The 5,565-nt window shown below is 72.2% G+C and carries 4 protein-coding genes and 1 pseudogene; 1 reads left to right on the top strand and 4 read right to left on the bottom strand.

Translation table 11 applies throughout. From position 1 onward, the window contains the following. The 4 genes and pseudogenes from ACFU99_RS31235 to ACFU99_RS31250 form a co-directional block, all read right to left on the bottom strand. Window positions 1-575: pseudogene (locus ACFU99_RS31235) on the bottom strand (sensor histidine kinase); the annotation flags it as partial. A 62-nt stretch (window positions 576-637) separates the two neighbouring features. Continuing rightward, the gene (locus tag ACFU99_RS31240; protein ID WP_384398414.1) at window positions 638-1,501 is read right to left on the bottom strand and encodes a DUF4429 domain-containing protein; all 864 of its coding nucleotides are present in this window, start codon (window positions 1,499-1,501) and stop codon (window positions 638-640) included. A 154-nt stretch (window positions 1,502-1,655) separates the two neighbouring features. Further along, entirely contained in the window at window positions 1,656-2,879 is a 1,224-nt protein-coding gene (locus ACFU99_RS31245; RefSeq protein WP_384398416.1) for an alpha/beta hydrolase, read from the bottom strand. Window positions 2,880-2,977: 98 nt separating this feature from the next. Then, window positions 2,978-3,664: a TetR family transcriptional regulator gene (locus ACFU99_RS31250; RefSeq protein ID WP_384398418.1), complete on the bottom strand. Its 687-nt coding sequence runs from the start codon at window positions 3,662-3,664 to the stop codon at window positions 2,978-2,980. 115 nt (window positions 3,665-3,779) lie between these two features. Between ACFU99_RS31250 and ACFU99_RS31255 the strand changes: the two genes are divergently transcribed. Next, window positions 3,780-5,384, top strand: a complete 1,605-nt coding sequence (locus ACFU99_RS31255; RefSeq protein WP_384398420.1) for an MFS transporter — start codon at window positions 3,780-3,782, stop codon at window positions 5,382-5,384. The last annotated feature ends 181 nt before the right edge of the window (window positions 5,385-5,565 follow it).

Here is a 5,565-nt window from a genome sequence, read left to right on the forward strand (position 1 = left end):
TCGAGGAGGGTGCGCCGGGCCCGGTCCGCCTCGCTGACCTCGCGCTGCGCGGCCAGCGCCCGGCGGGCCTCGCCGCGCTCGCGCACCGCGCCGGTCAGCAGCAGCACGACGCCGGTGAGCAGGAAGAGCAGCAGCTGGGTGGCGTTCTCCTGGCCGGTCGGGAACACCGCGGGGAGTACGGCCGTGGCGCCGGTCGCCGCCAACACGGCCAGCAGCCGGCGGCGGCCCTCGCGGAGCCCCACGGCGGCGGTCGCCAGGAGGTAGCCGATCATCGCGGGCGGCGTCCACGGCCAGGCCCGGCCGTCCACGCCGTCGGCCGACAGCAGGACGAAGCCGCCCACGAGGTCGGCGGCGAACACGATCGCCCAGGCGGGCAGCGGGCGGCGCGGGGCGAGCAGCAGTGGCACGGTCTGCGCGGCGGCGAGCGCCAGCGCGGCGGCGACGCCCAGCCGGTAGTCGTTCGCCAGCACGTTGTACGTGGACTGGAGCAGCCCGGCCACGACCGCGCACGCGGCTGCGGCGAGCGGCCACCGGGCCCGGCGGCGTCCGGCGGAGGCGGGAGGGGAAGTGGACATGACCAGGTCAGCCTATGTGCTGCGGCCGGTGTGCGGCCCTCGCGCGGGCCCTGACGGGACGGCTACAGCTCCGCGAGCAGCTCGGTCTTCTTGTCGCTGAACTCGTCGTCCGTGAGCAGTCCCGCCTCGCGCAGCGCGCCGAGGTGGCGGATGCGGTCGGCGATGTCGGCCGGGTCCGGGCGGGCCGCGGGGGCGCGCTCCGGGACGAGGGCCGGGGTCGCGGCCTGTACGGCCTCCAGGACGGCGGCGGCGAACGGCAGCGACTCGTGGGCGAGTCCGTACCCCATGCCGAAGACGACGGCCGCCGGGTCCTGGTCGGCGGCGCCCGGCCGGTCCTCGGCGCTTCCGCCGCGCGGCAGGAGCCGCAGATGGCCGTTGAAGATCTCGGGGGAGCGCCACTCCACGCCGGACAGCCCGTCCACCGTGAAACGCTGGTCGCCCGCCTTCCATTTGGCGGTGGAGGCGCCCGTCCAGAACCAGCGGAAGGAGACGGCCTCGCCGTCGAAGAACGCCTTGGCGTCGTACGCCTTGAAGGACGGCGGCGGCGAGGGCGCGGCCACCAGATACCGCTCGGCCGGTGTGCCGGCCTCCGGGCCGAGCTGGGAGCGCAGTTCGTCGGCGTAGTACTCGGCGAGGGTCTCGCGCTCGGCGGGCAGCACCAGCCGGTAGGGGTCGCTGCCCTCCTTGAGCTGTCCGTCGGCGGCATCGGCCAGCGGGTCGGCGCCGGGCCTCGGCGTCGCGCGCAGCACGACCGTGCCGCGCTTGCCTTGAGCCAGCTCCACAGACGCGAGCGCCTCGTAGGGCACGCGGCGCTCACCGAGCGCCTGGAGCAGTTTCGGCGTGCGCAGCCCCCGTTCGAATCGGATGAGCACGGAGTCGGTGTCGAACTCCCAGGCGGCGTGGAAACCGGCCAGCACATCACCCATGTGGTTCATCGTAGGCGGCGGTCGCCCGCCTGTCCCCCCTCCGGCGCTACGCGCGTAAAACCTCGTGACACGTACGTACGCACACCCGGTGTCATGTCCTGAAACGTGCGTACGGGCCGGGGCGGCGCGCCCTCTGGCCGGGTAGGCGCGCGCACTAGCTCAGGTCCGCGGCGCAGCTTCCGTTGTCCGCCGCGCACCGCACGGACGCGGCGGCGCCGACGCCGATCTTCGCGAAGTTCTCCAGGCTGGTGGTGCCCGGCCGGAAGTAGCCGGGGTGGCCGACGGCTCCGTCGGCGGACAGGATGCGGGCGCCGAAGCCGGTGGACACCGGGTCCGCGCCGTGGCCGAGGCCGCCCCACTCCATGTGCGGGATGTCCTGGATCCAGTCGTGGCGGGCGCGCCACGCCCAGATCCGGGCGCCGGTCCGCAGGTCGGAGGCGCGGCCGGCGCGCATGCCGGGGCTGCCGGCGACCGCGATGTCGGAGACCTTGGACGACAGGTCGCGGGCGGCGACGCCGCACACCACGGAGCCGTAGCTGTGGCAGAACAGCGAGACGCGCGAGTCGTTCGGCAGGCCGCGGACCAGGGCGCGCAGCCGCAGCGCGCCCTCGGCGGCGAGCTTGCCGGTGGCCGCGTCCATGCCGAGCCCCGAGGGCGAGGTGTAGTCGGCCCAGGCGATGACGGCGGTCCTGACGGCGGGCCGGGCACGCAGCTCGGCGCCGTAGAGCGCGGTGGCCATGCCGGCTGTCGCGGTGTACGGGCGGCCCGTCTTCTCGTAGGTCAGCGCGGTGGTATCGACGCCGGGCACCACGACGGAGACCCGGTCGGCGTGCGGGAGGTCGCCGAACACCTCGGCGACGCGCCCCGCCCCGCCGGGGTTGAACGCGAGGATCTGCCGGCCGTCGCGCATCAGCGAGGTGAAGCGGTGCATGCGGCGGTTGGCCTCGCCGCGGCCGAGCGGGGTGAGCCGCTGGTCGTGCGCGCGTTTCTCCTCGACGGCGCGGGCCCGGCCGAGGGCGACGCGGTTGGCGCGGTAGCGCAGCGGTGCGGGTGCGCCGTTGAGGTTGCCGACGACCAGCGGGTAGCGGTTGACGAGATAGCTCAGCTGGCCGCCGGTGAGGCCGGCGAAGAACCGCGCCAGGACGGTCGGCGGGCCGTTCGGGTCGGGCAGCCGGTGTCCGGCGAGCGAGCCGTGCAGCCAGGCGTTGAGCGAGGCCGATCTCGCGTCGGGTTCCCCTCTGTGGCTCCGGATGGCGGTCCATCCGGTCGTGGCGAGCATGACGAAGACCACGGCCAGGGCGAGCAGCGCGCGCCAGACTGTGGCCGAGTTCGTCCAAGGCAGGGGGGAGGGAGCACCGAGCTCCGGGAAGGAAGTCACCGCGGGCCACCCTAGGAGAAACCCGGCGGCAGCCGCCAAGCCCGTGAGTCATCTCACGTTTAATAGCGGACAATTGTGCACAGTAGTGCGACTTGGGATCAGGTTCGGGACGACGCCCGCCAATTCTCGGCCAGTGCGGGTACCAGGGCGTCGAGGTAGGTATCGGAGAGCTCCCGGATCGCGTCCGAGGTCCAGTCGTCGCCCTCGCCCCAGATCTTCCCCGCCACCCGCATCGTCCCGGCGAACGCCGCCACCAGGACGCGCGGGCGCGGGTCGGCGTCGATGTCCAGGCCCTCGCGGCGGGCGATCTCCTGGGCGATCCGCTCCTCCGTGTCGTACTGGCGGCGCAGATGGACCGCGAGCAGCGCGGGCGTCGACTCGATCACCTGGAACATGCGCATGTGCAGCTGGGGCGGCGCGACCGCCTTCATCTCCTCGTCGATGGTGGCCCAGGCGTTCGTGATGGCGTTGCGCAGGGCAGGCATCGGCGGCTCGTGGGCGGGGCGTGCGCAGACCTCCGAGAGGAATCGCGTCTCGATCAGCTCCTGGAGGGCGAAGGCGGCGTCCTCCTTGCCGGCGAAGTAGCGGAAGAACGTGCGCTGGGAGACGTCGACGGCGTCGGCGATCTCGTCGACCGTCGTCTGCTCGTACCCCTTTTCCACGAACAGCTCCAGGGCGGCGCGGACCAGCGCGTCGCGGGTCCGCCGCTTCTTGCGTTCGCGCAGCCCCGCGCAGCGCCCGGCCGGTTTTCCGGCCGACCGTTCGGTCTCCTGTTCGGTCTTCACCGCTCGGCCCTCTCTTCGGCGGGTTTCCGCTGCTCACGATATCTGTGAGCGACATGACAGTTACCGACTCATGGGTCGGTTTGTCAATTGTCAGCCGCTGCCATAATCTCGCATTATGACGTCTCAGACCACCGTCGCCGACGCGGCGCCGGAACATCCCGTACCGGGGCCCCGGAAGGGGCTGCGGGGCCATCCATGGCTGACCCTCATCTCCGTCGCGATCGGCGTGATGATGGTCGCGCTCGACGGCACGATCGTCGCCATAGCCAACCCCGCCATTCAGAAGGACCTCGGCGCCTCGCTCGCCGACGTCCAGTGGATCACCAACGGCTATCTGCTCGCCCTCGCGGTCGCGCTGATCACCGCCGGCAAACTCGGCGACCGCTTCGGCCACCGCCAGACCTTCCTCATCGGCATAGCCGGGTTCGCGCTCGCCTCGGGCGCGATCGGCATCTCCGGCAGCGTCGCGCTGGTCATCGTCTTCCGCGTGCTCCAGGGCCTCTTCGGCGCGCTGCTCATGCCGGCCGCGCTCGGCCTGCTGCGCGCCACCTTCCCGGCCGAGAAGCTCAACATGGCCATCGGCATCTGGGGCATGGTCATCGGCGCCTCCACCGCCGCCGGCCCGATCGTCGGCGGGCTGCTGGTCGAGCACGTCAACTGGCAGTCGGTCTTCTTCATCAACGTCCCGGTCGGCGCCATCGCGCTCGTACTGGGCCTGGTGATCCTCAAGGACCACCGCGCCAAGAACGCCGCCAAGTCCTTCGACTTCCTCGGCATCCTGCTGCTCTCCGGCGCCATGTTCTGCCTCATCTGGGCGCTCATCAAGGAGAACCAGTGGGGCGGCTGGGGCGAGACCAACACGCTCCTCTTCCTCGGCCTCGCGATCGTCGCCTTCGTGCTCTTCGCCCTCTGGGAGACCAGGGTCAAGGAGCCGCTGATCCCGCTGAGCATGTTCCGCTCCGTGCCGCTGTCCGCGGGCACGATCCTGATGGTGCTGATGGCGTTCGCCTTCATGGGCGGCCTGTTCTTCGTCACCTTCTACCTACAGAACGTGCACGGCATGAGCCCCGTCGACAGCGGACTCCACCTGCTGCCGCTCACCGCCATGATGATCGTCGCCTCGCCGATAGCGGGCGCCCTCATCACCAAGCTCGGCCCGCGCGTCCCGCTGGTCGGCGGCATGGTCCTGACCGCCGTCGCCTGCTTCGGGATGTCCAGCCTGTCCTCGGACTCCGGGAACCTGGGCATGTCCATCTGGTTCGCGCTGCTCGGCCTCGGCCTCGCCCCGGTCATGGTCGGCGCCACCGAGGTCATCGTCGGCAACGCGCCGCTGGAGCACTCCGGCGTCGCGGGCGGCCTCCAGCAGGCCGCCATGCAGGTCGGCGGCTCCCTCGGCACGGCCGTGCTCGGCGCGGTGATGGCCTCCCGCGTCAGCAGTGAACTGCCGGACAAGTGGACCGGCGCCGGGCTGCCGAAGCTCACGCCCGAGCAGATGTCCCAGGCGTCCGACGCGGTCGCCGTCGGCGTCGGCCCGGTGCCGCCGCAGACGCCGCCGCAGATCGCCGAGAAGATCACGGGCGTCGCGCATGACACGTTCGTGTCGGGCATGGGCTTCGCCTTCACCGTCGCCGGCATTGTCGCGGTCATCGCGGCGGCGGTCGCGATGTTCACCAAGCGCGGCGAGAACGCCGAGGCGGGGGCGGGCGCGGCGCACATCTGAGCCGTCCCCTGCCAGGGCCGAACCGGTTGCGGAACCGGTTCGGCCCTTTTGCCGTTCACGGGCCCCGCGGCACGGCGCCACCTATCCAGGTGAACCGTCCGGCGTCCTCTTGGCGGGCGCGGGGACGCACCGAGAGGCTCTGTGCCGCACACGCGCCGCTGGGGCGCGCCACACGGGGGAG

Source organism: Streptomyces sp. NPDC057654, assembly GCF_042800135.1.
In the GTDB taxonomy this organism is placed as follows: domain Bacteria; phylum Actinomycetota; class Actinomycetes; order Streptomycetales; family Streptomycetaceae; genus Streptomyces.

Coding starts and splice junctions, on each gene's coding strand:
- ACFU99_RS31240 (WP_384398414.1), bottom strand. CDS start 1,501: ATGGGTGATGTGCTGGCCGGTTTCCACGCCGCCTGGGAGTTCGACACC.
- ACFU99_RS31255 (WP_384398420.1), top strand. CDS start 3,780: ATGACGTCTCAGACCACCGTCGCCGACGCGGCGCCGGAACATCCCGTA.